The sequence below is a fragment of the Haloferax mucosum ATCC BAA-1512 genome, from assembly GCF_000337815.1.
Lineage (GTDB): Archaea > Halobacteriota > Halobacteria > Halobacteriales > Haloferacaceae > Haloferax > Haloferax mucosum.
In genome coordinates this window covers 197,258-221,793 of record NZ_AOLN01000010.1, presented here as the reverse complement: position 1 = coordinate 221,793, position 24,536 = coordinate 197,258, and the positions used below count along the sequence as shown (strand labels likewise).

The window sequence follows — 24,536 nt, the reverse complement described above, 5'->3', positions numbered from 1 at the left end:
GATAGAGAACTCATTCACAGATTCGAACCAGGGTATAATATGACCAATTAAATTAGACATGGCTAATTAATATCTTTGGTAGATATTATTTTATATTTTGGTAGAGAATCAATAGCCAGCAAGAGACCTATGGAAGGACAACAGAGACACAGCGCTCCGGACGCGAGCAGGAGTAACAGAGCTTCGATACTTCCAAACGTCGAAAAGCGGCATGCGTGTTTAGAGAGATACTGTAGGCGGTCTATCGTAAGAACCAGTCACGTCAGTTTCGCGGCCAGCAGACTCCTTTCGGGTCGGACGAACGCCGCACGAAAAACACGGAACTGTCCGCTACCGGAGCCAGGTAACTGATGCCACCCAAGAGCGCCGCAGAGACGACTTTGCGCGAACTCACCGTTGCGATGGAAGATGCCGTCGTCGGAATCTACCGACTCCAAGAGACGACGGGCGAACGCGTATCGACCTCGGAGTTGGCCGCAGAACTCGACGTCGAACCGCCGTCGGTATCAAGTATCTTTTCGAGGCTAACGGACCGGGGGCTGATAGACCGGGAACCGCACCGACCGGTTGCGCTCACGGAGTCCGGAAGAGAAGTCGCACTGCGACTCGTCCGGAACCATCGCCTCCTCGAAACGTTCCTCGTCGAGTGTCTCGGCTACGGTTGGGGAGAGGTCCACGACGAGTGTGATCGCCTCGAACACCACGTCAGCCGGCGGTTTACGACCTCGCTCGAATCGTTCCTCTCCAACCCGAAAGCCGACCCCCACGGCGACCCGATTCCAGACGCGAATCTCGACGTACCCACCGAACGAGAGATGGTGCATCTCGATACCGTAGACGAAGACACGACAGTCACGATTCAGCGTATCTTGGCAGGAGACCGCGAAACACTCGAATATCTCGCAAGTAGGGGACTCGAACCGGGCGACACGATTACCGTCGAAGAACGGACCCCAATCGGGCTACTCGTCGTTTCGACGGCGACTGGTCAACCACGATTGCCCACGGAGACGGCACGGCAAATCATCTGTTCGAGTAAATAATTAATCTGACTATACAGACCAATTATACATATTTGGTTTTTGATTTTAGGAAACTATGCGATAGTCGATAGTTCGTGGAAATTGTATTTCCCGGCTCTATACACAGTTACTGGGATACTAGATAGAGAACAATATTTGAAAAATTGTAAATGTTCAGAATAGTAAGAATTTCTAGAATAGTTATTTATCATACACAATAGAATGTATAACTGGTATGACGCCACTGACGTTCAAACACGCAACGGCAATCGGATCGATGGAACGCGCCCTCGAATATAGAGACCGCGTCGCGGACAAAAGCTACTTCGAACGCGTTCGGTTCGCAAACAAGGTGCTCGGCGGGGACTGGATTTTCCGACTGGCTGACGTGGTAGGTATCGACGAAATCGAAGCAAAGCGACCGACGTGGAGTCGGTTCTACGTCGAAAACGAGTACGGCACGAACCTCCCAATCGACCCCCGGGCACCCGAAACCGAAGAGTATCTCGGGATGAAAGGAGGCGCACAGGAACTCGGGTTCTACTGCGGGATGGGGTTCGACGGCTACGCCGACGCGCTCTCGACGGCTCGAAAAGTCGATTCGGACAGCGTTGACCTCCAGTACGGGGACTATCACCTGCAGTATCTCTCCGAGGAAACGCTCCACGAAGAGAACGTCTTCGAAGATGACGAAACGATCGAACCCGAGGCGTACTACCGAATCTACGGAGAAACGCTGAACCAACTGTTCGAAAATTTCGAGGAGATCACGGAGCGCATCCAAGGATACGACGACGGCGAGCATATCGACGAAGAGCTACAACGACGAATCGTGAACACCGCGGCGGGGTCGAAGATATACCTCTGTGGTGCTCACCGTGGATGCGGGTCACACCACTCGGTCAAAGAGGCGACTGCGTCCCGTCTCGACTCCATTATCACGTTCCTCTACGCGCGCTCTCTCGCGCGAGTCGAACAACCGCTTTCGGAACACAAGAGACGACGATAAACGCGAGACGACGGAGCGATAGTAGCGTTTGCGAGTCAGTTCACACTCGACCGACCGCTGTCGTTCGATCGGATGCGTCACCAGTTGCAAACGCTACGATAATCGCTGTCATCGACAGCCCGACGAGAGTACCGCGAGAGACTTCACGCCTTTTTGTGAATTATTGAACCATACTGACGACGAAGCCGGGCGTGTTACTCGCCCTGTAACGCTATCGACAACGCGACAGAGCCGACGAGCAGAGCGAGGAGCGCGAGGACTGACTGGGTCCCCGTTGCAGTGAGAAACACCGCGTAACCGACGCTCGAACCGAGCGCGAACACGACGGTACTGCTGACTGCGTGTAACAGCTCGATACGGAGCGTCGGAGCCTCGCTTCCGACCTCCGCCACGATGCTGAATCCGTTGCGACCGACGTCCCACGAGACGAGAGCGAAGCACGCGGCGGCGAGGAGAAATCGCGGGGCGACCCCGAGCATCCCGGCGAGCACAATCGAACCTGCGAGGAGCGCCGTTCCCAACGCGTGTGTGCCGCGAGACCCGCGGGTGAAGCCGACGAGGGCGACGACGGCTCCGAGTGCGCCAGCCGCGAGCGTGTACGTCGAGACAGCAGTGAGGACGAGCGCGACGGTGGCCGAGAGAAGCGCGACGCTACTGCTTACGAGCGGCGGCGCGTCGTCTGATATCCATGGGACCCTACGGGCCACGACTCAGCACCTCCGCGAGCGATTCGGACGGGCCCCACTCGGTGACAGGAATACCAGCGCCCCGGAGGTCGCTACACCGGAGTCGCCGCGTGAGCGACGCGTACCCGGTGCCACACGAGAGCGGCGACATCGAAGCCGTTGGGTCGGGGCTGAGAACTGAAATCGTACGTCCATAGGCGTCGAGACGACGTGCGACGGAAACCGCTTCGTCGTCAAAGAGCGGTGAGATAAACAGAATTTCCGCGTCTACGGGTGCGCGCTGGTGAATCTCGCGGACTACTTCGGTCGCATCGAACGTGGCGGCAGGCGCGTGCCACGCGAACGCGGAATCCGAGTCCGACCCGGAGCCAGAAACAGGAGAGTGGGCGGAACCGAAGCCGGAGCCGGAGCCGGAGCCGGGGTCGCCGGCCAACGTCTCACGAATGCGGCGTCGGTGCGCGTCGCCAGTGTTCGGCGACAGCCAGCAGGCCCGCGGCGAAAGCGCGGTGAGACCGACCGGAATGTCTTCCGACAGGTAGTGCGACGCGAGCGACAGACCGACAGTGGCACTCCGTTGGACGAGTGGCCCGTCACAGCCGTTCGCCGCGAGATAGGTCTCGGCGCGGGCGTCGATGAGGAGGAGAACCGTCTTGCGACGTCGTTCCCGGAAGTCGATGGTCGTGAACTCACCCGTCTTCGCCTTCCGTTTCCAGTCGATTCGAGAGAGTGGGTCGCCCGGCCGGAACTCACGAACCGAATGAAACGTAACGCCCGCTCCGGTCGTCTCTGACAGTGCTTGACCCGAATGGGCCGTCGTCTGTTGCCGAAATCGGGTCTCGGCGAGAGGTGTTTCGGGTCGGCGACAGACAACCGTCGTTGACGAATCCGAACAGAGCGACTCGCGCTTTTGGGTCCCGGACACGTCGCGGGTGACCAGAAGGGCGGGGTCGAACGTGTGGACACCATGCGCGGCTTCGACGGTGTACGAAAGCGTCACCTCCATACCCGGTCGAAGCGCGGTGGTAAAGCGCGGCGACCCCTCCGAGACGGTCAACCCGGCGGGAACGCCGTCGATGAGTCGGAGGTCTGTGAGCGTCACGTCGCCAGTATTCCGAATCGAGACGGTCACGTCGATTTCCTGTCCGGCTGTGGGGTCAGTGTCGCTGACGGTTCTCGTGATAGCGACCGTCTCCGGCGGCAAGGAGGCTATTCGTGAGTAGCCAGAGATGGTGGCTCCGAACAGCGCGAGGAGAAGTAGTGCTGGGCGCAGTGTGATGATTCCGAGACCGCCAGCTACGAGCGCCGCCGCGGTCACTCCGCTCGTCCCACGTGTCGATTCTTGGATGGGCCGTGTTCGCTCGGCGTCGGCATGGTCCGCATCGTCGAAATTCTCGGCATCGTCAACACCGCCAACATCGTCGGTACCGACAGCGTTCTCAGGGGAACCCGAGTCGGACGATACGGATGCGTATTGACGTGTCGTCACGGGTGGAGCGTCGTCGAGAGAGGCTTTCGCGGCGTCGGCAAACACAGGAGCGACGGGGGTGTCACCGGCCCGGGTTGCGAGTTCGGCGACAGCGTGTCGCGCCCGTTGAGCGAACGGCGGTTCACCACTCCAAAGCGAGCGAAGTCGCTGTCGAGGCGAGAGTGACGGAACAGCGTCGTCGGTGAAAAACGCCGCCGCAGACGGGTCGTCGGTCCATCTGCCATCGTCCAGTCGCGCTTCGATTTCCGCGCGAGTCACCTGTTCGCGCCGCAAGAGGATAGCGGTCGCCATCTCGCGGAGTTCGGAACGAAGTTCGAGACGCGCCGTCGGTTCGTCTTCTCGCCGGTCGGTCCACGAAATCGCGTCAAGCCGCCGTGCGAACGTCGCGCCGGGGTGTTCGTACCGCGGGCGGCGTTCGGGCGACGGGGGTTCGGTCGCGGCGGTCGGTCGAGTCCCGTCTGACGTTGACAGCGACGGAATATCGACACCGTCGCCGACGAGAGAGACGACCGCGAGCACGACGGTGAGAACGCCGATGAAAGCGACGGGCGCGGTGCGTACGACACCCGTCGGAGAGACAGCGTTCCCGAGCGCTGGCGACACGAGGAAGAAAACGCCCACGAGGCTCGACGAGAGACCGACGAGGAGAATCGCGCGACGAGACCCGCTCATGGTTCGGGAGGGGATTGCGGAACGTCGGATTCGACGGGTAGGAAGGCGGAATCGGATTCGGCGGAGGAATCGGCACCGTCGAGAGAATCGGCATCGGTGGAGGAACCGGCATCGTCAGGAGACCCGGATGCGTCCGCGACATCGCAAGCAGACGCCTCATCCGACGCGGACTCCATAGCCTGTCGAATCGACGCGAGTGCGTCCCGGGCGAGTCGTTCGCGCTCGTCGGTTGGGGACTTTCCGCCGTACCGGACAGCGCAGAACGCATCGGTTACCGACTGTACCGCGGGTTCGGGAAGGCCGGCTGTGACCGCAGTTCGCGCCAGTTCCGTGGGGGTTTGCGGTTCGGTGCCGGCGGGGTCAAGGAGGGAGACCATCGACTGCCACGCACGATAGACGTCGTTCATCGGCGGTGCATCGTAGGGAGACCCGACTGGCGTACTCGGCTCCGGTTCTGTGACCCGGCTGACCGCTTCGTCGTCAGCCGTGACGGAAACCGCGGCGTCACCGCTCGTGAGCCTCCACGAGACGAGTATGCCACCAGCGACGAGGAGCGCGATACCGAGGCCGAGTCGGACGATGACGCTACCAGACTGTGCTCCGCTCTCTGTGAGTCCGTCCGTCACGTCGGTGTCAGGCAGTGCGAGCGAGATGAGCGGTCGTCCACCGGGGCTGTTCGTCTGTGTGGCGCTCTCTTCCTGTTCGTGAAGCGTTACGGGAGCGCCCGGAGTTGTCTGCGTCGTTTGCGCCGGGCGCGCGGATTCCAGCGTCCCTGCGGCGATACCGAGCACTGCGAGTGCAAACACGGTGATAAGGAGGGCGAACACGTGGGACCGGTTCATACCTGAATGGCTCGACTAACAGGTCCGCGTGTCGGTGTATAAGCATTTTCAACGCGAATGACGCGGTCGGACAGCGAACCGACGAGACCAGCCGACGGGCAGGGAAAGTCGAAAGTGGCCCGTAGCGACGAGAGACGGAACTGCCGGAAGCAAGATTAGCTTAGTCCGAATATTCGGCGAGCGTGTCGTCCAATTGCTTCCAGACGAAGGCCGCGGACGCGTCGGACTCTCTGTAGAGATGTGTATCTACCACCGCGTCGTCTTCACGCGGGTGTGCGACTGCGAGAAACACCTCGTCGCCGTCGGGGTTTTCGATTCCGTAGCGCATATCGGTCGTTTCGAGCACGTCGATAAGCGTCTCTTCTGCCTTCGCTCCGACGACGCCGACGGGAACGCCGGACTGGACGCGTGCGCCGAGCGTCTCCTCGTCGTAGGCCGGGTCGGTCCCGACGAGAACGACTGTCCCGTCGTCCAACGAGGTGGTTGTCGAAATCGACGATGGCGACGACGCTATCGGAACGTCGTCTCCGACAACGACCACCTCGTCGGTGACGTGCTGAATCTCTGATTCGGGGACCGTCTCCGGTTCTGTGGCCGTCCCAGATGTTGTCTCCGTCTCGGGTTGGGAAGACGGGCGAAGAGCAGAACAACCAGACAGTGCGGAAGCCGAGAGGGAGATTCCCGCCGCTTCGAGGAGGCGTCGTCGTGAGACGACGCTATCGTCAAGCACCATACACTAAATACCATGTCTTGGTGCTTTAAACTAGTGTTCTAAATGGTAGAATATAGTTATAAAAAGTGCGCGGAGGGCGAGGTCGAATCAGGGTGCGACAGCGATACTGTGCCGTGAAAAGACGACTTAGACCGACCAGTTGCCGCTACCGGTGAGTTTCTTGTTGTCCGATATCGCGCCGCCGAGGTGGTACCACCACCAGACGCTCTTGTAATCGTACCGAAGCGTGTCCGTCGAGAGGTCAGTCTTCGCCTGGTAGCCCGGATGGCCCTGGACACTGTGTAGAGCGGGGGACGACCCCTTCGAGATTTTCCACTTGTGTCGGACGGATTCCGTCGTTGGCATGTCGTCTTCGACGACCCTGACGTTCGAGCTAGTGCTCGACCAGCCCCAAGACGCATTGGCGACGCCCTCGCTGTCAATGCCGACGCTGATGGATGTCGTCGTACTTCCCGGGGTCGTTTCGGGACCGTGTTTTCGGAGTGTCGCGTTGTTGAAATCGATTTTCCGCTTCATCGAATCGTTCTTCCCGTGACCGTCGATGTTGTCGTTGTTCTTGCTCGCGGAAATCGTCTGATTGACTCTGAACGAGAAGTAACGGTTGTGGTCACCGTCGGCGACCGCGCCGGTGACTCGTTTCTCGTAGGCACCCCACTTTCCGTGGATGTCTTCGACGTGGCTGTCGCCGAGGCACGTCCAACCGGAGGACCCCGGGCATTTCGGTGCGAATCCACCTCCCAGTTCTTGGGTTCCAACGCCCACCTTGTTCCCGTTTTTGTCGTACTTCCCGAGAAGTCGGTCAACCGCGGAGAGCATTCTGCGCGTTGCGTCTTTGGACTCCCGGTCGGCGATACCGACCGACTCTTCGGTCTTGCGGCGATAGACGTGCGTATCGAGTACGCCTTTGCTTCCACGCGGATGCACGGCCGCCATATACGTCCCGTCTTTCGGGTCGTATTCGAGCCCCCACGAGTAGTCGATGTCGTCTGCACTGGACGCGTCACCGTCTTCGAACCCGGAGGCGACGTTCGAACGACCGATTCCCGTCAGCAGTTCCGCGAGCGTGTCGTTCGCGTTGTTACCGAGGAAACAGAGCGTCGCACCGTTTTCGAGTAGCTGGACCTGCTTTTTTCTGGACTCTCCGGTTTCTGCGGCGAACAGTCCGACATCGACGCCGGACTCGACAGCCGAAACCGAACGCTTCGACGGGACGCCGAGTTGCACGTCACCGCCGGTGTACACCGTTTTGTTTTCGAGAGACCCACCGGGAGTCTTCGACTGTTCTGCCGCCGTGACACCGCTGGAGAGTACGGTTGCGGCGCTTCCACCGGCGGCGAGCGATTTGAGCATGCTTCGACGACCAAGATTCAGCAGTTGGTCAGTACCATCATTTGACATGGCGATTAGTGTTAGATAGACAACACATATGGTATTACCGACGGTACTATTAATGCAATCTATCCGAAATAATGGAGTCTACCCACTGAGACGCGCATTCGAATACAGTCAACTACCAGTTTGGGTTCTGGAGCAGTAACTGAACTGTGCGAGACGAGTGAGGGAACGGAGCGAGTGGGACCGACAGATATCGAGAGACGTAGGGCAGACATCAATACGGGTGTAACTGCCACCGAGCCAACTATATCACCAATTGTAACCCAACGTCCGAGAACGACGACGGACACGGATTCCGAGTCGAGTGTAAATCGGCTACGCAGTCCCGAGTACGCGTCTGAGTATCAGGACTACAGCCAGTATGAGTGCCGCCCAAAACAGAAGTGAGACGAACAATCCAACATCGCCGACTGAAGAAGGAAATTGCAGAAGCATAATGATGTTTTAATCACACTCTCTATAAGTATTCTCGTTCCACCCGTCCGGAAGAGAACAGATTGTCGTGTGGAGATGAGTCGGAACAGATTCCAAGTCAGGATTCCAATACGTTCTAATTAGTTGCCAAAAAGGTCGTGTATGACGACCGCCAGCTCGCCTATCGCGCCGGTGCAGAGTGATACCGAAACCGAAGAAGTCCGTTACTTGGGTCGTTACAGGGCGGAATTGCGGGATTAATCCTCGGATACGTCGCGTTGGGCGTCAGGTTGGGGTTACGGGCACCCTTATCTCCATCCTCGTAGCCGTTCTATTCGCATTCGGATTAGCAACGTATCTGTCCTACGGGGTGCGGACACGGGTTTACGGCGGTTCGTGGGAAAGAGATAGCCACAGCGTCGGAGACTCCGGCTTCTGAAAAGAGTCGAGTCGGGTGAATCCAAATTTTTTAATAATTCTTGAAATATGGTACGGTCAGAATACATACATGGTCGCAGAGAGAACACCGAAATCGAGGCGTGAGCCGCTCATCTCGGTCGAGGGACTCAAAAAAGAGTACTCGTCCGGCGACCAGACGGTGACCGCCGTCGATGATATCTCGTTCAGTATCGACCGCGGCTCTATCGTCGGCATTCTTGGCCCGAACGGTGCCGGAAAGACGACGACGATAAAGTCGTTATTAGGACTCGTCGAGCCCGATGCTGGCAAGGTGCTGATTGACGGCTCGGAGGTGAGTGAGGAACGGAAGCAGGTCTACAGCCGCGTCAGTGCGATGCTGGAGGGTGCCAGAAACGCATACTGGAGGCTGACCGTCGAGGAGAACATGTCGTTTTTTATGAGCCATCGCGGCATCAACCCCCGGTCGAACACCGACAGACGGCGACGGATTCTCGAAGAACTCGGCCTCGCTGACAAAGCGAACGTTCCCGTCCGAGAGTTGTCACGGGGGATGAAACAGAAAGCCGCGCTCGCGTGCGTTCTCGCACAAGACACTCCGGTTTTATTTTTAGACGAGCCAACGCTCGGTCTCGACGTCGAAGCGACGCGAGCACTCCGCTCCCATCTCGCCGCGCTCGCCGCAGAAGACGGGCGAACCATCATCATCAGTAGCCACGAGATGGATACGGTACAGGAACTCTGCGACCGCGTCATCGTGATGACGAACGGACGCATCGCCGCCGACAAAGAAACGCAGTCGTTCACTGACCTCTTCCAGGCGCAGGCCTACGAAATCGAGGTCGAAGACGATATCGAACAACCGGCGCGAACGGCCATCGAACGACGGTTCGATACCGCGGAATTCGCCGACTATCCTTCGAAAACGGAACTGACGGTCACGCTGGACCACAAACGAGAGGTGTTCGACCTGATGGACACGTTCCGAGACCACGACGTCGTGCCGGCGAAAGTCAATCACGCCGACGTGGACCTCGAAGAGGCATACCTGCAAGTGATGCAGAACAACACCGAGAGAGCGGTGATGGAGGGACCGACCAATGGGTGATATCCGAACGGCGGCGCTTTTCACCCGCGCCTCGCTCGTGAAGTCGCTCACGGTGATGAAGCGGTATCACGTGAACACCCTCGGGCGACTCGTGACCATCTACATGTTTTTCGCCATGATGGTGTTCGGCGGGCGAGCTGTCGCACCCAACCTCATCAACGACTCTCTCACGGGCATCGTCGTCGGCTTCTTTATTTGGACCATCGCGGTCGGGTCGTACTCGGCTGTCGCGTCCGATTTGAGCCGCGAGGCGCAGTGGGGAACGCTCGAACTACTGAGCATGTCACCCATCGGGTTGGGTTCAGTGGTGGTCCTCAAATCCCTAGTCAACATGTTCATCAGTTTCATGTTCGGGTTTGCAGTGCTCGTACTCATGCTTCTGACCAGCGGAGCGCAGATTTCCGTCGATCTCGTGAGCGTCGTCCCGCTCGCAGTTCTCAGCGTGCTCCCGGTGCTCGGTATCGGCTTTTTCATGGGCGGACTCGCGCTCCTGTACAAACGCGTCAGCAGTATCTTCAACATCATGCAGTTCGCTCTGTTGGCGCTTATCGCTCTCTCTCCGCAGGTCAATCCATTGGTGAAATACCTCCCGCTCACTCTCGGGAGTGCTCTCATCACCCAAGTCATGGAAGACGGGACGTCTATTACGGCGCTTCCAGTCTCGTCGCTGGTGACCCTCTGTGTCGTCGCGGGGGCGTACCTCAGCGTCGGTTATCTCGCGTTCTCGTATTTCCAGCGTCGCGCGCGACAGCGAGGTGTATTAGGACACTACTGAACCCGCCCGAATTGGGATACATGACCCTGTTGAAATCCTCAAAGTATGGTGGGAACGGCGTGCTGAATATAGAGGTGTATTGGCGAGACAAAAGGAGAGAAAGTGGCATCCTGTCTTCGACAAAAATGAGGTTATCTCTCTGTCCAACCTGTTCCGTCGAGAGCGACGTCTCCATCTGACTTGATAATGAACGCAGTCTCACGAGTGTCTGCACCTGACGAATTATACCCCATACTCGTATGTCCTCCATCGTAACCACCGACCACTACAATAGACTCTCCTTGCGCTCTCGCAGAAATCTCTGTAATGTGTTTTTGTTCATCAGGTTCCAATGAATAGAATTTTCCAAACGCAGTACGGCCATCGGCCCACACCCTAATTTCAAATTGGACTCTTTCCGAGAGCGTATTCCACAGATGAATTTCAGTTAGGCTCACTTGTGCTCCATCGGTGTTGGTAGGCTCGGACTCTGACGCCGACCCTGTAAGTCTCTTCTCAGAAACAGGACATCCGGTAAAGAGACCTACTGCGGACATTGCGAGGAATCCTCTTCTCTTCATGGATTCCCATGAGACATTGGTGAAACAAATTCTTTGAGAAGTAAAATTTTTCTGTCGCTTCGGAGTAATGACGGTCTTCTCATCGATACATCACTTGGTAGACTCACGCTCTCTATTCCCCCACAATCTCAATAAAAGTGTCATCGACATAGAATTCCGACAGAACCAGATACATAAATCATTCGACGGTGTGTACCCGACTGCAGTTCATCGTGAGAACAGATAGGTGAGGGGAGTCAACTCGAATCCGAACCAATGTGTCCCCAAACAGATGAGTCGAATCGTGAATACGGTCGTCGGTCGGTTCTCCGACGAAGCGTCGGTGCCCTCGTCGTCGGTCTCACAGGGGCAACGAGCGGCTGTCTATCCGGTCTTCCACCGGTCGGGCCGAAACAGCACTTCGGAAGACTCGACGTACCTCAAGCCGACCCCCCTCGGTACCGGCGCTGGCTCCCCGCACCGTCGGTTGCCGACGGTCTCGACGACGAGCACTACGGATTCCTCTTCAGGCGGCCGTCAAAACTGGAGTACCCCGCACCGATTCGATTTATCGTTCCTCGAAAGCGACTACTCAGAGAGACCGACTATTTCGGTATCGACTACGACTCGTACGGGACGATTCTTGAAACTCCCTTCGGGACGGTCATCGAAGCGGATTTCGACCGCCAAACAGTCGTCGACACACTCGCCGAGGGCGGCTATCAGAAGGCAGATACGTACACGGGTTACGACGTGTTTTCTCGTTCCGACGTACGTCGCCGCGCGGCCGTTAGCGACGACGCAATCGTCTGGTCGAACGAGAACCACCACGAGAGAGCGAATATCGAGTTAGTCGTCGATGCCGAAGCGGGAGACGTACCTCGGTATCACGAATCGAACGACGATTTCAAACGCCTCAGCGAGAAAATCGGAGAAAGTCGGATGGTCGAGCTAACCCCTCCGCTGGAGGGTGCTCGATACTGGATGAGTTGTGAGGCCTTCCGATTCGACGAACAGACTGCATACCACGTTCGGTCGTTCCTGTTTCCCGACGGAACGACCGTTCCCAAAGAGCGACTCAAAGAACGTGGCATCGGCGGAACGGTACTCACGCGTGAAGTCGAGAACTCGGACCTCAGGTTCGACGGGCGAATGGCGACGTTCGAGGGGCGAATCCCGCCGAAAGCAGGCGTCCATCCCTCGAACGTCAAACCCTCGTATCCGCCACAGGTCACGTGGGGCGTCACCTACGAGACCGACTCCGAGAGCGCGGTCGTCCGTCACGAGGTGGGCGAGTCGGTCCCAGCAGAACGCATCTCTCTCGCATTCGACGTGGCACGAGACGCACCGGGTGTGGGACACACCAAGCGGGTTGAGGGACCACTCTTTACCGATAGCAAAACCGTTGAACCCGGTGACACCGCAACGGTTGACCTTCGTAATCCGCCGGCGGTGAGAGTGAAGCCACCGCTTGAGGTAGACGAAGACACTCCCGACAGCGATTGGGAGACGCGTCCCGCGACGCTGTTGAAAGTAATTCTTTCGGGTGAGGTTTCGTACCCGTTGTTTTGCATAGCGTTACCCGACTCAGGAGGCACACAACGATGAAGAGTAGTGGTGCACTCGGCGGTAGTATCGAGAGAAGAGACGGTTCCGATGGTACTGGAGGCAGTCCGAACCCGAACACACGTACCGCGTTTCGGAGCGGGGTGTCCTATGCTCGAAATTAAATCGGCCGCCAGTCTGCTCACCGGCGTCGCCGCGGCATCGTCGGCGATTATCGGCGTCTACATCGGCTACCAAGCGTACCGTGGCCTGCGCCGAAACGACGAACCGGCGATGCGATATCTCTCCGCCGGAATGGTCATTCTCTTCGGCGTGACGTATCTCGTCGCCGTCGTCGGGCAAGGGTTACTGTCGTTTTTCTATCTGACAATCACGTATCAGTGGGTGTTCCGATTGGTCGTCCGCCTCCTCCAACTCGCCGGACTCTCGCTCATCGCTTACTCACTGCACATCGCAACCAACAGTCACCCCCAAGGGTAACCTCGCGCGGCTGTCCCGGTGACACTCACTCACTGAGGCCGCAACTACAGTTACGGCAGTTCGGCGAGCGTAATTGTATTAGGCCAGACACGTGTATGGACTCACATGGAAGTAAGCACCTCTACAGTCCGGTCTGCGGTTGGAACCGGACTGGCGTACCTCGTCGCAGCACTTGCGTTCGTCAACCGAATGGGAAAACGACTCGTCGTTTTGTCGGGGACTCTCCTGAAGCGACTGTGGCAGGGTACCCGCGACGTAACCGTAGTGGGTCTAAACCGAACGAGAGAGTTATTCTCCGGGCCAATCAAAGATATCGTTACCGGACCGGTGAGACGTATCCTGTTCGGTCGCCGACTAGACGTGTCGTTGGTTGCACTGCTGGTCGCGCCGATACTCGCGCTCGCGGCGGCGTGGTGGGTTGGTTCGACGTTCGGCTACTACGCGCTAGAAGAGTGGGCCCTCGGGACGTGGGACGGGACGAACCCGACGGCACTGGTGTTCCTCGGCGTCGGCTTCCTCCTCGCACTCGGTGCAGTGAGTTCGGCAATCAACAATGGCATCGTTCCGACGACGATACTCGTCAGTGCGCCGATTTTCGGCGCGGCGGTCACGCGGTACGGAACCGAAGTCACGTACTACTGGGGACCGACGGTGGTTTCGGTGCCCAACGCCGTCGGCGTGGCGACGCTCATCGGACTGGGGGTCGGAACGCCCATCGCACTCTGCGGGTGGATTCTCGGGATTGCGGTCCGGTACCTCGTTCACTTCGTTGGACACCGACCCGACGGCATCTCACAGTTGGGAGAACACTAAGTCGGGGCTGTGGACTCCTCGGACGAGCCGGGTACAATCGTGTGCAGATATTCGACGGCGACATCGAACATCGCTTCGTCCGTGAATACAATTTCTGTGGGAGGGTCTGGTAAGAGCCATTCGAGTACTTTCGTGAAGATTTGGTCGAACTTACGTGGTGGACTGTACGTTCCCCACGAGAGAAACAGCGTTCGAGACGCCGTCTCAACGGCTATTTCGTCTAGGGATATGAGGTCGTACGAAACGTGAGTTACTGTGGTGTCTCGCTGTCGCTTGGATAACGCAGACAGGTCACGAGGAGAGTCGTATCGGAAGAGGTTGCAACCCCTAATTTCGTACCAATACTCGCCGTCCCGCCACAACGCGATGGTCTCTTCCTCGCAGACGATGGCACTAGTGTTCGCCAACTCCCGATGTAACTCAGCGAGGACGTTACGACGGTCTGGGAGGTTGAGCCAAGCGACCATATCGGTAGTCCGGGTGGTGAAATGAGATAGCCACTCGTCATCACGCAAGACTGTGAGACTCGTAAATGGAAGCGAACCGGAAGGAGACGAGTCGAATATATGATCGAAAACAGCCACGACATCCGGTAGTGGCGCAGACAGCGTGATGCTATCTCGGTGAGGGTCGTCTCTAGCGATGGTGCACACTACAGAGAAAGGTTCGAGCGCGCTTTCATCGAGAGTTGGACCGTCGTGTTGCACGGTGATTTCAACCGTCGTCCCGCGTGGAGAGAGAACTCGCCAAGAGCTTTCGAGGATGTCACCGATATCGGTTGAGGAGCGTGCTCGGACGACGTGTGTTGAGTCTTCGAGACTGTGTCGAGTCATGACGGTTATTCCCAGAGTGTGGAATTTTTCCGGAGTCAGTTGCGGGACCATCAACGACGAACAAAACGCACAGCCACCGCGACGACAGATGCCAGCTAATAGTTCGTTTCCGCCTCAGGACCGAGTTATGCCGCGTGTCCGACTCGCTTCAGAATCTGCGGTGTGACGACGAGTTCGAGGACCGCAATCCCGACCATGAGCCATCGAACGGTGCTATCCTCGACGACCGTGAAGGCGATAAGGAGGATAACTGCAGTACTCACCAGACCGATACCGTAGTGAACAAGCGGATTGGAAAGTGGGGAACCCATACCCCAAGGGAATTGTAGGAAAGATATATTTGTTATCATATCATCTATCGAGACTGCTAAGTGGCTCAGCTATCTATCGAGACGCTGTAATGAACGTGCAAAAGGCGATTCTCGTCGAGTTGTTCTCGCTGTTACTCGTCCTGTTCGGCGGGTTTTATTGGGTACAGGAAAGTGGAAATAGTTTTCAACTGTTCGTCAATCTTGGACTCGCCGTCGGCGTGCTAGGAGTCGTCATTGGATTCATCGGCGAAGACGACTAGGTCATTTCCGCCGTCGAGGATTCGCCTCGCGCCGAATAACGGGCGTGTATTCGAGTAGAGACGATGCAGTTCACACCGAGCCGTCCACGTAGCCATGCGTTAGACATGACTCAACCGGCAGTAAACACGGAGGGTGGTGCTCCGCTCGCGCTCCATGCGCTCGGTGTACCGAACGGCGAACGTGCGCCGTAGACTGAAACACTGATTTTGGATGCACCCGCGATATTCGAGTCCACAGCCACGATGTCGATAAACTAACCCGGCGACCGCGGTTCTACCGACGAACATTGGCAGTTGTGAACGCGACTGCGATTGACCGCAGTGCTTCAGAACGCTCGATAACACCGTCGTGAGAGATATACTCCCAACGATATCTTACGGTTGCCCGCCGAAACCGCATTAACAAACACACTTTCAATAACCAAACCATAATTGTTTTCTAAGCGGCATCAAGTGTGCGAGGTATGATTGTGTATTTCGTGGAGGGCCTCGATGCGTAGGCCGTGTTCGAGGCGACAGTTCCTCGGTGGTCTCGCCGTGGGAACTGCGGGTCTCGTCGCGGGGTGCAGTAGTTCGCAAACCGAATCGGACGCGAACGACGCTTTCACCGTGGCGCTCGAGCGCGACCCGACGCGCGAAAAGTGGGACGTGTACAACGGCATCACACCGTATTTCACGCACGTATTCGAACCGCTCGTCGGCGTCACAGACGAGATGCAAACCGAGCCATTGCTCGCAACCGAGTGGGAAGCCGTCGACGAGACCACGTGGGAGTTCTCGCTTCGAGACGGTGTGACCTTCCACAACGGCGACCCGCTGACTGCGAGCGCAGTCGTCGATTCGTTCACCCGTGTCTTCGAACAGTGGTCGTGGGTCCCCGGCTGGATTGGCGTCGAACCCGACGGCGTGACGGTCGTCGACGAAGGGACGGTCAGGTTCCAGACGACTGAGCCGTTTCCGGCGTTCCCCGGGACGATTTCGCACAACTACTTCGGCATCCAACACCCCGACGCGACTGACACACCGGTCGGGACTGGACCGTTTCGGGTGACGAACGTCGAATCCCAGAAATCGGTGACACTCACCCCATACGAGGGCTATCGAGACGATGCCGAGCGGCCCTCGGAACTCACGTTCAAATGGATTGAGGACCCCAACACGCGGCTTCTCTCCCTCGAAAAAGGCTCTATCGACGTGGCACAGACGATTCCGAAGAGCAGAGCGACGTCAGTTGACGACGCCTCGGAGACGGCAATCGAAACGCAACTGACACCCTCTGCAGGACTCGTCGCGGTGAACCTCTACAAATCGCCGACAGACGACGAACTGCTTCGACAGGCGCTCAACTGGGCCGTCGATCAAGCGCAACTCGTGAAAAGCGCCCTGAACGGAATCGGAAAACCGGCTCGAGGCCCGATTTCGTCTGTGATTCCGTGGGCGGTCCACGACGACCTGCCAACCTACGGGCCCGACAGAGACAAAGCGCGCGACCTCGTCGAGCAATCGGGGTACGACGGCGAAACGCTCTCGATACTGGTCAACAGCGAAAACGCTGACGACGGAACGGTTGCACAGATACTCAACGGCTGGTTCTCCGACATCGGCGTCGAAAGCAAGATACGACAGGTTGACCCGGCGTCGTTCAACGACACGTTCACCGCCGGTGAGGCGCACCTGACGCTCGTCGGATTCGGGTCGAACAGCGCCGCCTGCGACTATCTCATTCGGGCGATGTTCCACTCCGACGGAAGCGACAACCGGAAGCTACACGAGCGAAACGGAACCGGCGTCTACAACCCCGGTCCCGAAGTCGACCGCCTCATCGAAGACGGGTACCGAGCCGAAACGATGGCAGAAAAGCGCGAGCACTACGGCGAGGTACAGAAGCGCGTCGTCAACACCGGCGCCATCATTCCACTGTACTACAACGAACACGTGCTCGGCCGACAGTCGAACGTCTCTGGAATCGACGGCCACCCAATCGGCAAAATGCTCGGTTGGTCCACTCTCGAGCGAAAATAAAACATGCCCGAAGACGAGCACGCACCGGTGCAAAAACGCCCGCATTTGCCGGACAGACCCGGTCGGCAGAACGCCCATGAGTAGTCGGTACGTCTGCAGACGGCTGGGAGCGATGGCTGTCGTGCTTCTCGGCGTCTCACTTCTCACGTACGGGATGATATTCGTCACGCCCGGCGACCCGGCGCGGACGATACTGACACAGCAGATGGGTGGACAGACTCCCACGCCAGCGGCCGTCGAGCAGTTTCGGGCGGCGAACGGACTCGACGACCCGTTTGTCGTCCAATACGCTCGCTGGATGGGCGGCGTGGTACAAGGCGACCTCGGCCAGTCGTACTACAGCGACCAGTCGGTGAGTGCGATGATCGTCCAGCGGTTGCCGAACACGATCGAACTCGCGGTCGCATCGATGCTCGTCGCGGTCGCAATCGCGGTCCCCGCCGGCATCGTAAGCGCGGTCAACCCCGAGAGCCGAGCCGACTACGCGGCGCAGTTCGGGTCACTCGTCGGCGTCTCGATGCCGAACTTCTGGCTCGGATTCCTGCTCATTATCGTCTGTTCGCTCTGGCTCGGCATCTTCCCCGTCGCCGGCGCGGGCGGCGTCGAATATCTCGTCCTCCCGGCGCTGACGCTCGGGTCGGGGATGGCCGCCGTCATTACCCGGTTGGTTCGAACGGCGATGCTCGACGCGCTCGATGCCGCGTACATCCAGACGGCGCAGTCGAAGGGACTACGCGAACGAATCGTCGTCTACAAACACGCGCTCCGAAACGCGCTCGTCCCCGTCGTGACGATTATCGGACTCCAGTTGAGCTACGTCCTCAATGGTGCCGTCGTCGTCGAGGTCGTCTTCCAGCGGCCGGGACTCGGGACGTTGCTGGTGGACGCGATTTTCGCGCGCGACTACCCAATCGTTCAGGGTGTGACGCTCCTCATCGGCGTCATCTTCGTCGTGACGAACTTCGCGGTCGATTTGACGTACCGCCGGCTCGACCCTCGAATCGACCTCAAGGGTGACACGGCGTGAGCCGAGAACCAGCCCCCAAGGCGGCACCCGCCGGCGGGCGTCCGCGATGGCGCGATGCGATGCCATCGAACCGACTCACGCAGGTCGGCGCTGGAATCGTTCTCGCGTTGCTCGTCATTGCGACGTTCGGGCCGACACTATCCCCGTACGACCCGGCCGAACAAGACTTGCAACACCGACTTGAGGCCCCGTCTGCAGAGCATCCGCTTGGTACCGACCAACTCGGCCGAGACGTGCTCACGCGACTGCTCCACGGGGCGCGGCTCTCGCTCGGCGTCGCCGCCGCTGTGACAGCCGTCAGACTCGTCGTGGGGACGCTCGTCGGACTCCTCGCTGGCTACGCCGGCGGGTGGGTCGATGAGGCACTGATGCGACTCGTGGACACGCTTCTCGCATTCCCCGGTATCATCCTCGCGCTCGTCATCGCCGGGATTCTCGGCCCGAGTCTCGTGAACGTCATGCTCGCGTTGGCAGTCGTCGGGTGGGCGTCCTACGCGCGACTGGTCCGAAGTAGCGTGCTCTCGCTTCGAGAACGCGAGTTCGTGACCGCCGCGCGCTTGCTCGGCCGGTCGCGGACGCACGTCGTCGCGCGTCACCTGGTTCCGAACGCAATCGCCCCGGTCGTCGTGCTCGCAACGCTCGATATCGGCGGTGTCATCCTCGGAACCGCCGGGCTTTCGTTCCTCGGGTTGGGCGCGCAACCGCCGACGCCCGAGTGGGGGACGATGCTCGCATCGGGTCGCAACCACCTACGCGAGGCGTGGTGGCTCGTCAACGCCCCCGGCGTCCTGATAATGCTCACCGTCTTCGGGTTCAACCTCCTCGGCGATAGTCTCAGAGACGCACTCTCGCCGACGCAGTCGGCACAACTCGGAGAGCTATGACAGACCCACTACTCCGTATCGAAGACTTACACACGCAATTTGGCACCGACAGCGGAACCGTCCACGCGGTTGACGGCGTGTCCCTTACCGTCGAACGCGGAGAAATCGTCGGTATCGTCGGCGAAAGCGGAAGCGGGAAGTCCGTCACCGCTCGGTCGATACTCAGAGTCGAAGACCCGGGACGAATCGCCGCCGGAACGATTGCGCTGGACGGGGTGGACCTGACCGACGCCACAGATTCAACGCTTCGGCGAATTCGAGGCGACAGCGTCTCGATGGTCTTTCAGGACCCCGCAGAGACGCTCAACCCGGTTTTTTCCGTCGGCGAGCAGGTCGCCGAGGCGGTCCGGATACACGACACGGACGGGTCACAGCGACTCCTCGACTACCTCAACGTCCCGCTGTTCCGGAATCGCTCGGCGTGGACGGATGCGCACGAACGCGCCGTCGAGTTGATGGACCAATTGGACATCCCGAACCCCGAACATCGGTCCTCGGGGTATCCACACGAGTTTTCCGGCGGCATTCGACAACGTGCCGTGCTTGCGATTGCGCTTGCGAGCGACCCAGATTTGCTGGTCGCCGACGAACCCACGACCGCACTTGACACCACGACCCAAGCCGAAATCCTCGATCGACTCCGAACGCTCCGCGACGAGCGAGAACTCGGCATACTACTGATTTCACACGATATCGGCGTCATCGCACAGACCTGCGACCGAGTGATTGTCATGTACGGCGGGAAAGTGATGGAGTCCGGACCAGTCACAGACGTGCTGACGACGCCGGAACACCCCTACACCCGGGCGCTCCTCGCGTGTTCGACGCGGAACGTCGATGCCGACGAGCGAGTCACCGCCCTCGAAGGCCGCCCGCCCGACCCGCTCGGTGGTCACGACGGATGCCCGTTCGCCGAGCGATGCGACCACGTAACGCCGGCGTGCCACAACGGAGACGTGCCGACGATAGAATGCGGCGAGAACCACCGCGTCGTCTGCTCAGAAGCACCGTTATCGGATGATTCAGCGAAAATCGAGAGGAAGACGGAGACGACGATGTCGGCGGCAGAGACACAGCCGTCGGAACCACACACGGAGGTGAACCGCGAGAAAGTCGCGCCGAACGACGAGGGAACACGATGAGTTCGGGCGAAACACGAGATGCAAACCGAGAGCGGACTGATGGCAGTGCCGCGGACACCGCACCTGTCGTCGAACTCCGAGACGTCGAAAAGGCGTTTGCGACAGAGCGTTCGATACTGAACCGGGTACTGCGGCGAGACGAAAACGCGGCCGCAAGGGCGGTTTGTGGCGTCTCGCTGACTGTCGGCCGAGGCGAAGCCGTCGGTCTGGTGGGCGAGTCCGGGTGTGGCAAATCGACGCTCGCAAAACTCGTCACCGGGCAGTTAGAGCCGGACAACGGAGCGGTTTTGCTCGATGGAACCCCTGTTGGAGACTATACTGAACGGTCGGGAACACAATGCCGTCGTATCGGGGTGGTCTTTCAAAATACCCGCGAGAGCTTCGATTCACGATGGACGATTCGGCGGTCGATCGAAGAGTCTCTCGGACCGGCCGCGTCGGAAAATGACGTTCGGACCGGCGGGGTCGAATCACTCCTGCGGAGCGTCAACCTCGACCCGAAGGTCGCCGGTCGGTATCCGGGCGCGCTTTCGGGTGGGCAACTCCAGCGCGTCGCTATCGCGCGAGCACTCGCCCACGACCCCGACGTTATCGTCCTCGACGAACCCGTTTCCGGTCTCGATATGGCGACGCAGGCGACGCTCCTCAACCTGCTCGACGACTTTCGACGGGAGTTCGGCGTCGGCTATCTGTTCATCTCGCACGACCTCGACGTGGTCCGCTATCTCGCTGACCGACTGGCAGTCATGTATGCCGGCGAAATCGTCGAGCGCGGCCCGGCACAGTCGGTGTTCGAACGGCCGAGCCACCCCTATACGGAGGCGTTAGTTCGCGCCATCCCGAGCGATAACCCGATGGATGCGCCGCCGGAACCACTTCCGGGCGACCCGCCGAATCCGGAAAACCGACCGTCGGGGTGTCCGTTTCATCCGCGGTGTTCGTACGCGGACACTCGGTGCGAGGAGTCGCATCCGGCGTTTACCGACTCCCGGAGCGGAGCGTCTCGGTGTCACTACGTCGAGGCGGTCGAATCAGCTGAATCCGGAACCGAAACGTCCGAACCGGTCGAAGCCAGGGACGAAACGTCCAAACCGGTCGAAATCGGGGACGAAAGGTTCGAATCGACCGAGACCGAGACCGAGGAGGCCAACCCAGTCGATTACGGTGCGAGATAGGGACGATGAAGTGTCAGTTTTATTTTCATGGCGACCACGGTATCGGCTATGGTCTCTCGAACGGCGACCGTTCTCGCCGCACTCGTCCTCCTCAGCGGTCTCTCTATCGTCGCTGGCGCGGTAATCGACTCGCCGCCGAAGTTGACGGTCGAAAACGACGATAACACGACGTACCGAGTGAAGGCGTACACCGTCGAAAGCGCGGAGAGGGCGATGGTCACGAACTTCATGGTCACTACAGAAGACGGCGAGCGAAGACGCGCGACGCTGTCACGGTTAGTCTGGCCCGGCGAGTTTCGAAACGTGACGCTGGCCGACGAGGGCGTTCCGAGACAGCAGATTACCGTCGAGCACGGCGAGACGGTAACGACCACAGTCGAAGCGTGGACGCCGGGTAACGTCACGTTCTACATCGTCGAGGACCTCAAAAACAACGAATCACACGTCTATACCAGAGTCAAGACCTGCACCAAACGCGAACAGGAACACAATATGCACTTCGAAGAGAGCATCAGCGGGAGTTCGACGTGTTCATCCAGCATGGGTTGGTTATTCACGAGTGAATCGCTGACTATCTGAACGCGTCTCTCACCGCGGCGACCTACTCGGCCGGTCTCTTCTCGGGAAATTCGTCTCTCGCTTCACAACGTTGGACGATGACGGCGAGCGAAACGGCTTGAACCGGAGCCACGAGGGCCGTCGTCAGGAACCCGCCCGCGACCGCAACGTGCCCCAGTCCCCACGCCGAAACGGCGAACATAGTAAAGAGCCAGAAAATCGTCCACCCGTGGCCCCGAGACTGTCGCACGCTTTCTCGAAGCGCCGTCGTGGGGCCGTATCCGGCGGCCAAAAAACCGGGGAAGAGGAACAACCGAACCAAAGACAGAAACAGGACGACGAATAGTAACAGGCCGAACAGGAGCGTTTCGACGGTGAAGTTCAGTGACGTGAGTAGCTGAGAGATACCGATACCGCCGACAAATATCCCGAGATACCACGTGAACGAGTCGGAGTGACGCTCGGAGTCGAGGGCGCGCGTAATCGTCAGCCAGCCGGCGGTCCCGACAGCCACCACGACGAGCAGTTCGAGCGCGACGGCGGCGAAGAGATACTCGACGCGAAGGTTGACGAGTGCGTCGAGGTCTCGTACGGTGCGGGCTGTCCCCTGCGGAAACACGTTGTACCGAAGCGAGAGGCCGCCCTGTCGAAGCCAGTTTGGCTCCAGCGCCGGAATCGGGTCCCACGTCCGAAGCCGGTCCGCAAGCGCGACGAGGAGACCGGCGACCACGAACGGAACGAAGAGAGACGGGTCACGCGCGATGCGGTCTTTCGTGGCCTTGAGGATGCCACCAAACCAAATCGCCGTGGGGTCGGGCGTCCACGCGTCTCGTGTCTCGACCGGACCCACCGAATCCGTCGGGCCTGCCGGGGCGGTCGCGTCTATCGAGTCTGCGCACTCCGCCACGTTCGATACGTCCGAAGGTTCGGCCGCGACAGTCGGCTCGGAATCGCCACTCGGTTCGTCGCTGGGTTCGTTCGTCATCGCGCTTCCTCCAGGGCGATAACGCGATTTCTATTAGCCGCATAGAGGGTGCCGTCACCGACAACCGGCGTCGAAATCGGAATCTGTGAGGGCCGGTACTCGAATAGTCGGTTGCCCGACTCAGCATCGATTGCGACCAAAGAGTAGGTAGACTTGACCGCGTACACGACTCCATCGGCGACGACGGGCGTCGTCTCCCCGTCGAACGGTGTCTGCCAGCGGGGTTCTCCCGTTTCGAGGTCGAGCGCGTGCATCGATTCGAGTTCGTCGGCGACGAAAATCGTCTCGTTTGCGACTGCCGGCACGCTTCCGGTCACGTTCGAATCGAGATACTGTTTCCACAATGCCGTCCCGTCGTCGGGGTCGAGTAACCAGACGGCCTCGCGGGACTGAATCACAAGCCCCGCATCGGTCGCTACTGGGGAGGTAAGTATCCGTTCGCCCAGTTCGCGTTTCCAATACTGCTCTCCGGTCTCGGCGCGATAGGCGGTGACTCGATACGGCCAGTTGGTCACGAAGACCAAGCCGTCTTTCACCGCGGGTCTGCTGAAAGCGGAGCTCATCGAATCGTCTTCGTTGTTGGTGTCGCGCCATAGCACCCGTCCATCGTCCGGGTCGAGCGCCGCGACCGAATCTAGCTCCGGAAGCGCGGCGTAGATTGTTCCATCGGCGGTAACCGGTGCGCGAGGGGTCGCGGGTCCGAAGAAACCGACCCCGCTAGCCTTCGGCCCGCGCCATCGCTCGAAGCCGAACGAGTGCTCGAAAAGCGGAACCGATAGGTCGAAGCCGCCGCCAGCGTTCAATCCGAAGATAGCCGTCGGCGACGTGGCCGCGAGCGTCGCGGTCGTGTAGACCGAACTGTGAACGCGAGCAGGAGTCGATTGGTACGGGCCGGGATGCCCGAACTGCCGTTCTCCGGTGTCGGTGTCGAGTCCGAGCAGGCCGTTGCCGACTGCATAGAGGGTGTTTCCGAGTCGAATCGGAGGAGTCGTCCCGAGGAACCAATCGGGCGCGTCGTGAGACCACGCAATCTCGACATCGCGCTTTGGTCCCGACGCTGTGGGGTGGTGACCAGTCCCGGCGGAGTCGCATCGGCCCATCGGCCACTCGGGGACCGGTTCGGTCGCAGACCCCGGAGAGAGGTCAGGTTCAGACTCCGTTTCCGACGTTGACTGCGCGCCGCGAGAGAGAGTCGGGCGAGTAAGTAGCCCAGTGAGCGCGACGCCGGAGGCTTCGAGAAATCGACGTCTAGAGGGAACCATCAGCATAACTGTTCAGCACAGTGTAAATAATTCTTGTCTATACGTCAACCGGGAAGAACGTAGCTCGGCGAGGAAGGTGAAGGGATAGATGGGGGTACGTTTTTACCACATCTGTTTGTC

24 protein-coding genes are annotated in these 24,536 nt (G+C 59.2%); 14 read left to right on the top strand and 10 right to left on the bottom strand.

Annotated features, from left to right (window positions below; genetic code table 11):
• Positions 1-350: 350 nt before the first annotated feature.
• On the top strand, positions 351-1,043 hold the full coding sequence (locus C440_RS06640; protein ID WP_152417850.1) for a metal-dependent transcriptional regulator: 693 nt from the start codon (positions 351-353) through the stop codon (positions 1,041-1,043).
• A 214-nt stretch (positions 1,044-1,257) separates the two neighbouring features.
• On the top strand, positions 1,258-2,031 hold the full coding sequence (locus tag C440_RS06635; RefSeq protein WP_008319536.1) for a hypothetical protein: 774 nt from the start codon (positions 1,258-1,260) through the stop codon (positions 2,029-2,031).
• Between the two features lie 194 nt (positions 2,032-2,225).
• On the opposite strand, the gene C440_RS06630 is transcribed toward C440_RS06635, so the two are convergent.
• The 5 genes from C440_RS06630 to C440_RS06610 all read right to left on the bottom strand — a co-directional run bounded on the left by C440_RS06630 (position 2,226) and on the right by C440_RS06610 (position 7,800).
• Positions 2,226-2,738 carry a DUF7519 family protein gene (locus C440_RS06630; RefSeq protein ID WP_008319535.1) on the bottom strand — a complete coding sequence of 171 codons (513 nt, stop codon included), beginning with the start codon at positions 2,736-2,738 and terminating at the stop codon, positions 2,226-2,228.
• Positions 2,728-4,875: a DUF7269 family protein gene (locus C440_RS06625; protein ID WP_008319533.1), complete on the bottom strand. Its 2,148-nt coding sequence runs from the start codon at positions 4,873-4,875 to the stop codon at positions 2,728-2,730. Before C440_RS06625 ends, C440_RS06630 begins: the two co-directional genes overlap by 11 nt.
• Positions 4,872-5,717: a DUF4129 domain-containing protein gene (locus C440_RS06620; RefSeq protein WP_008319531.1), complete on the bottom strand. Its 846-nt coding sequence runs from the start codon at positions 5,715-5,717 to the stop codon at positions 4,872-4,874. The genes C440_RS06625 and C440_RS06620 overlap by 4 nt, the downstream gene beginning before the upstream one ends.
• A 160-nt stretch (positions 5,718-5,877) precedes the next feature.
• Positions 5,878-6,450, bottom strand: a complete 573-nt coding sequence (locus tag C440_RS06615) for a hypothetical protein (RefSeq protein WP_008319529.1) — start codon at positions 6,448-6,450, stop codon at positions 5,878-5,880.
• Between the two features lie 126 nt (positions 6,451-6,576).
• Positions 6,577-7,800 carry a hypothetical protein gene (locus C440_RS06610; RefSeq protein WP_008319527.1) on the bottom strand — a complete coding sequence of 408 codons (1,224 nt, stop codon included), beginning with the start codon at positions 7,798-7,800 and terminating at the stop codon, positions 6,577-6,579.
• A 967-nt stretch (positions 7,801-8,767) separates the two neighbouring features.
• Between C440_RS06610 and C440_RS06605 the strand changes: the two genes are divergently transcribed.
• Positions 8,768-9,784 carry an ABC transporter ATP-binding protein gene (locus tag C440_RS06605; RefSeq protein WP_008319525.1) on the top strand — a complete coding sequence of 339 codons (1,017 nt, stop codon included), beginning with the start codon at positions 8,768-8,770 and terminating at the stop codon, positions 9,782-9,784.
• The gene (locus tag C440_RS06600; protein ID WP_008319523.1) at positions 9,777-10,559 is read left to right on the top strand and encodes an ABC transporter permease family protein; all 783 of its coding nucleotides are present in this window, start codon (positions 9,777-9,779) and stop codon (positions 10,557-10,559) included. Before C440_RS06605 ends, C440_RS06600 begins: the two co-directional genes overlap by 8 nt.
• A gap of 131 nt (positions 10,560-10,690) precedes the next feature.
• On the opposite strand, the gene C440_RS17345 is transcribed toward C440_RS06600, so the two are convergent.
• Positions 10,691-11,119, bottom strand: a complete 429-nt coding sequence (locus tag C440_RS17345; RefSeq protein ID WP_152417849.1) for a hypothetical protein — start codon at positions 11,117-11,119, stop codon at positions 10,691-10,693.
• A 255-nt stretch (positions 11,120-11,374) separates the two neighbouring features.
• Between C440_RS17345 and C440_RS06595 the strand changes: the two genes are divergently transcribed.
• The 3 genes from C440_RS06595 to C440_RS06585 all read left to right on the top strand — a co-directional run bounded on the left by C440_RS06595 (position 11,375) and on the right by C440_RS06585 (position 13,957).
• Positions 11,375-12,706, top strand: a complete 1,332-nt coding sequence (locus C440_RS06595) for a hypothetical protein (protein ID WP_008319522.1) — start codon at positions 11,375-11,377, stop codon at positions 12,704-12,706.
• A gap of 108 nt (positions 12,707-12,814) precedes the next feature.
• Entirely contained in the window at positions 12,815-13,144 is a 330-nt protein-coding gene (locus C440_RS06590; protein ID WP_008319520.1) for a DUF7521 family protein, read from the top strand.
• A gap of 105 nt (positions 13,145-13,249) precedes the next feature.
• The gene (locus C440_RS06585) at positions 13,250-13,957 is read left to right on the top strand and encodes a hypothetical protein (RefSeq protein ID WP_008319518.1); all 708 of its coding nucleotides are present in this window, start codon (positions 13,250-13,252) and stop codon (positions 13,955-13,957) included.
• On the opposite strand, the gene C440_RS17340 is transcribed toward C440_RS06585, so the two are convergent.
• Together C440_RS17340 and C440_RS06575 are read right to left on the bottom strand one after the other, a co-directional pair.
• Positions 13,954-14,841 carry a hypothetical protein gene (locus C440_RS17340; RefSeq protein WP_161605919.1) on the bottom strand — a complete coding sequence of 296 codons (888 nt, stop codon included), beginning with the start codon at positions 14,839-14,841 and terminating at the stop codon, positions 13,954-13,956. The genes C440_RS06585 and C440_RS17340 overlap by 4 nt on opposite strands.
• Positions 14,842-14,915: 74 nt before the next feature.
• The gene (locus C440_RS06575; protein WP_008319515.1) at positions 14,916-15,101 is read right to left on the bottom strand and encodes a hypothetical protein; all 186 of its coding nucleotides are present in this window, start codon (positions 15,099-15,101) and stop codon (positions 14,916-14,918) included.
• A gap of 89 nt (positions 15,102-15,190) precedes the next feature.
• Here C440_RS06575 and C440_RS17495 point away from each other — a divergent pair, with 89 nt between their 5' ends.
• The 7 genes from C440_RS17495 to C440_RS06545 all read left to right on the top strand — a co-directional run bounded on the left by C440_RS17495 (position 15,191) and on the right by C440_RS06545 (position 22,190).
• Positions 15,191-15,361: a hypothetical protein gene (locus C440_RS17495; RefSeq protein WP_161605918.1), complete on the top strand. Its 171-nt coding sequence runs from the start codon at positions 15,191-15,193 to the stop codon at positions 15,359-15,361.
• A 492-nt stretch (positions 15,362-15,853) separates the two neighbouring features.
• Entirely contained in the window at positions 15,854-17,383 is a 1,530-nt protein-coding gene (locus tag C440_RS06570; RefSeq protein WP_152417847.1) for an ABC transporter substrate-binding protein, read from the top strand.
• A gap of 76 nt (positions 17,384-17,459) precedes the next feature.
• Positions 17,460-18,410: a nickel ABC transporter permease gene (gene nikB / locus C440_RS06565; RefSeq protein WP_049915461.1), complete on the top strand. Its 951-nt coding sequence runs from the start codon at positions 17,460-17,462 to the stop codon at positions 18,408-18,410.
• 59 nt (positions 18,411-18,469) lie between these two features.
• Positions 18,470-19,294 carry a nickel transporter permease gene (gene nikC, locus C440_RS06560; protein ID WP_008319508.1) on the top strand — a complete coding sequence of 275 codons (825 nt, stop codon included), beginning with the start codon at positions 18,470-18,472 and terminating at the stop codon, positions 19,292-19,294.
• Positions 19,291-20,436 carry an ABC transporter ATP-binding protein gene (locus tag C440_RS06555; protein WP_008319506.1) on the top strand — a complete coding sequence of 382 codons (1,146 nt, stop codon included), beginning with the start codon at positions 19,291-19,293 and terminating at the stop codon, positions 20,434-20,436. Before nikC ends, C440_RS06555 begins: the two co-directional genes overlap by 4 nt.
• Positions 20,433-21,611 carry an oligopeptide/dipeptide ABC transporter ATP-binding protein gene (locus C440_RS06550; protein ID WP_008319504.1) on the top strand — a complete coding sequence of 393 codons (1,179 nt, stop codon included), beginning with the start codon at positions 20,433-20,435 and terminating at the stop codon, positions 21,609-21,611. The genes C440_RS06555 and C440_RS06550 overlap by 4 nt, the downstream gene beginning before the upstream one ends.
• A gap of 48 nt (positions 21,612-21,659) precedes the next feature.
• Positions 21,660-22,190 (top strand): hypothetical protein, encoded by a 531-nt coding sequence (locus tag C440_RS06545; RefSeq protein WP_049915453.1) that lies wholly within the window; start codon positions 21,660-21,662, stop codon positions 22,188-22,190.
• Between the two features lie 22 nt (positions 22,191-22,212).
• Here C440_RS06545 and C440_RS06540 read toward each other — a convergent pair whose 3' ends face one another.
• Positions 22,213-23,154, bottom strand: coding sequence for a hypothetical protein (locus C440_RS06540; protein ID WP_008319499.1), 942 nt, complete (start codon positions 23,152-23,154; stop codon positions 22,213-22,215).
• Positions 23,151-24,416: a PQQ-binding-like beta-propeller repeat protein gene (locus C440_RS06535; protein WP_083894001.1), complete on the bottom strand. Its 1,266-nt coding sequence runs from the start codon at positions 24,414-24,416 to the stop codon at positions 23,151-23,153. The genes C440_RS06540 and C440_RS06535 overlap by 4 nt, the downstream gene beginning before the upstream one ends.
• Positions 24,417-24,536 lie beyond the last annotated feature (120 nt).